Genomic DNA, 2,687 nt, shown 5'->3' on the forward strand with positions numbered 1-2,687 from the left:
GCGGACGCTTCCTTTGTACTCACCCTCGCGGGCTTTCCTCCGGGCTTTTCCTTCGTTCCGAAGCCTATCAGATGTTTTCCATCCGATTTCCTCGGGCTTTCCGGTCCGTTTCGCTTTCGCTCCGGGCCCTTCCGGCGGTTCCGACTCTATCAGGTCCTTTCGGCGCCTGACCCCCAGTCAGCGGGGTTTGTCTTTCCGGCTGTTGGGCCGTTCCGACGTCTCAAACTCTAGCGGATTTCCCCGTCAACTCATAATCGAGTCTTTCGAATTGAATTTCGGCATGCCGAAATTCGTCCCGGTGGGGAGATCGTGCTGAGAAGAGGTGCCGCATCTGCGGCGTGAGTGGTTGCCGAAGAACCGTTCCGGCCCCGTGACAACTCGGAGAACATTACGCATCCGGCGGGGGCGTGTCAACCCCCGGCCGGGGGGCCTGACGGGGGTGTCAGTCCAGGTCCTTCAGGCGGCCGCCGGCGTCCGGCTGGGTGAGTTCCACGCGGCGCAGGAGGCGGATGAGGACCTCGCCGAGGACTCCCCTCTCCTCCGGCGTGAGGTCCTGGAGAAGGTCCTCTTCGAAGCCCGTGGCCATGCGCATGGCCTCCAGCCACTTCGAGCGGCCCTCGTCCGTGAGCTCGACGATCACGCGGACGCGGTTGTTCTCGTCGCGGTCGCGGGTGACCAGGCCCTCGCCGGCCATGCGGTCGATGCGGTGGGTCATGGCGGCCGGGGTGAGGCCGAGCCGCTTGGCGAGCTCGCCCGGGCCCAGCCGGTAGGGGGCTCCGGCGAGGACCAGGGTCTTGAGGACCTCCCACTCGGCGTTGCTGATGCCGAGGTCGGCGAGCTGGCGACCGTACGCCACGTTCATCCGTCGGTTCAGTCGGCCGAGGGCCGAGACGACCTTCTCCACCTGAGGGTCGAGGTCGCGGTACTCGCGCTGATAGGCGGCGATCTGCTCGTCGAGGGTCGGTTCCTGGGGGGCCTGCGGGCCGGACCGCTCGGGGGTGTCGGACATGCGGCGAGTATCCCACGCGGTTCGTTGGCGTTGAAGTCCTTCGCTGTGTACTGTTAAGGGTCTAACTTTAGTGTTGAAGTCTTCAAGGTTCAGAGCTACACCTCTGAACCTGTGACCGAAGTGGGTGAGTGTGACCAAGGCGAGGGGCGCAGCGATGCGCCGTATTCAGGCAGGCAGCGCGCTGAGCGCGTTCGGACTCGGCTTCACCGTGCCGTACCTCTATGTGTACGTCGCCCAGGTGCGGGATCTGGGCGCGGCGACCGCGGGTGTCGTGCTGGCCGTCTTCGCCATGGCCGCGCTCGTGGTGCTGCCCTTCAGCGGGCGGGCCATCGACCGGCGCGGGCCCGTGCCGGTCCTGCTCGTCGCCTCGGTCGTGGCCGCCGTGGGTGCGGTGGCGATGGGCTTCGCGTCCAGCGTGCCCGCCGCCGTGGGGGCCGCCGCGCTGCTCGGCGCCGGTACGGCCGTCCTGCAGCCGGCGCTCGCCACGATGATCGTCTGGTGCTCGACGCCGGTGGGTCGCACCCGGGCCTTCGCCATGCAGTTCTTCCTGCAGAACCTCGGCCTCGGTGTCGGCGGTCTGATCGGCGGCCTGCTCGTCGACACGAGCCGTCCCGGCAGCTTCATCCTGCTGTTCTCGATCGAGGCGGCGATGTTCCTGGTGCTCGCCGCGGTCGTGGGGACCGTGCGGATGCCGGGCTCCCCCGCGCTGCGCGGTGCCCGTCCCTCCGAGGGCGGCAGGGGCGGCGGTGTCCGTGCGCTGCTCGGGCACAAGGCGATGGTGCAGTTGTGCGTCCTCGGCTTCGTCCTCTTCTTCGCCTGCTACGGACAGTTCGAGTCGGGTCTCGCCGCGTACGGCACCGAGGCCGCCGGGATCCAGCCGTCGACGCTCGGTATCGCCCTGGCCGCCAACACGGCGGTCATCGTGGCCGCCCAGTTCCTGGTGCTGAAGTTCGTCGAGCGCCGCAAGCGCACCCGGGTGATCGCGGCCGTCGGTCTGATCTGGACCGTGGCGTGGCTCATCGCCGGGTACGCGGGGCTCGGGCACGGCAGCCAGGCCATGGCGACCGCCGCGTTCGTCTCCACGTACGCCCTCTTCGGGCTCGGTGAGGCGATGCTGTCGCCGACCGTCGCGCCGCTGGTGGCGGATCTGGCGCCGGAGTCGATGGTCGGGCAGTACAACTCGGCCTTCGCCCTGGTCAAGCAGCTCGCGCTGGCCGTGGGTCCGGCCGTCGGCGGGCCGATGGGGGCCGCGCTGCACGGTCCGTACATCGTGACCTTCGTGCTCTTCTCGCTCGGCATCACGTTCCTGGCGGTCCGGCTCGGGCGGCAGCTGACGCCCGAGCAGAACCAGCCCTCGCTCGCCGCCGCCAAGCCGTCGAAGGTCGTGGCGAGGCACCTTCCGGAGAAGGAGACCGCGGCCGTCTAGGGCGTGTTGCGAAAGGAGCGCCGGTCGCCCGAAGGGCGGGCCCGACGGGGTCTGGTGCGTGCGATCGCAAGGCGGAGGGTCGCCCCGATACTGGATGTATCTGGGTGATCCCGACAACGCGGCGAGCGTGCGTGCCAGGCGCCGTCGGCAGGCGGGACTTTCGCAACACGCCCTAGATGAATGAGTCCGATTTCCGTGCTGGTCGCGACCATGGCGAAGGGCGCCCGTTGGTCAGTGTGTGAAGACAAACCT

At 68.5% G+C, this 2,687-nt stretch carries 2 protein-coding genes; one reads left to right on the forward strand and one right to left on the reverse strand.

Annotation, left to right across the window (positions count from 1 at the left end; translation table 11 throughout):
• Positions 1 to 442: 442 nt before the first annotated feature.
• Positions 443 to 1,009: a MarR family winged helix-turn-helix transcriptional regulator gene (locus ACF08F_RS37645; protein ID WP_392303066.1), complete on the reverse strand. Its 567-nt coding sequence runs from the start codon at positions 1,007 to 1,009 to the stop codon at positions 443 to 445.
• A gap of 154 nt (positions 1,010 to 1,163) precedes the next feature.
• Here ACF08F_RS37645 and ACF08F_RS37650 point away from each other — a divergent pair, with 154 nt between their 5' ends.
• A complete protein-coding gene (locus ACF08F_RS37650; RefSeq protein ID WP_392303067.1) occupies positions 1,164 to 2,435 on the forward strand; it encodes an MFS transporter in 1,272 nt (423 codons plus the stop codon).
• Positions 2,436 to 2,687 lie beyond the last annotated feature (252 nt).

The organism is Streptomyces sp. NPDC015130 (assembly GCF_043080005.1).
GTDB lineage: Bacteria > Actinomycetota > Actinomycetes > Streptomycetales > Streptomycetaceae > Streptomyces.

Bases quoted from the DNA above. Each gene is read 5' to 3' on its own strand.
- ACF08F_RS37645 (WP_392303066.1), bottom strand. From the start codon at position 1,009: ATGTCCGACACCCCCGAGCGGTCCGGCCCGCAGGCCCCCCAGGAACCG.
- ACF08F_RS37650 (WP_392303067.1), top strand. From the start codon at position 1,164: ATGCGCCGTATTCAGGCAGGCAGCGCGCTGAGCGCGTTCGGACTCGGC.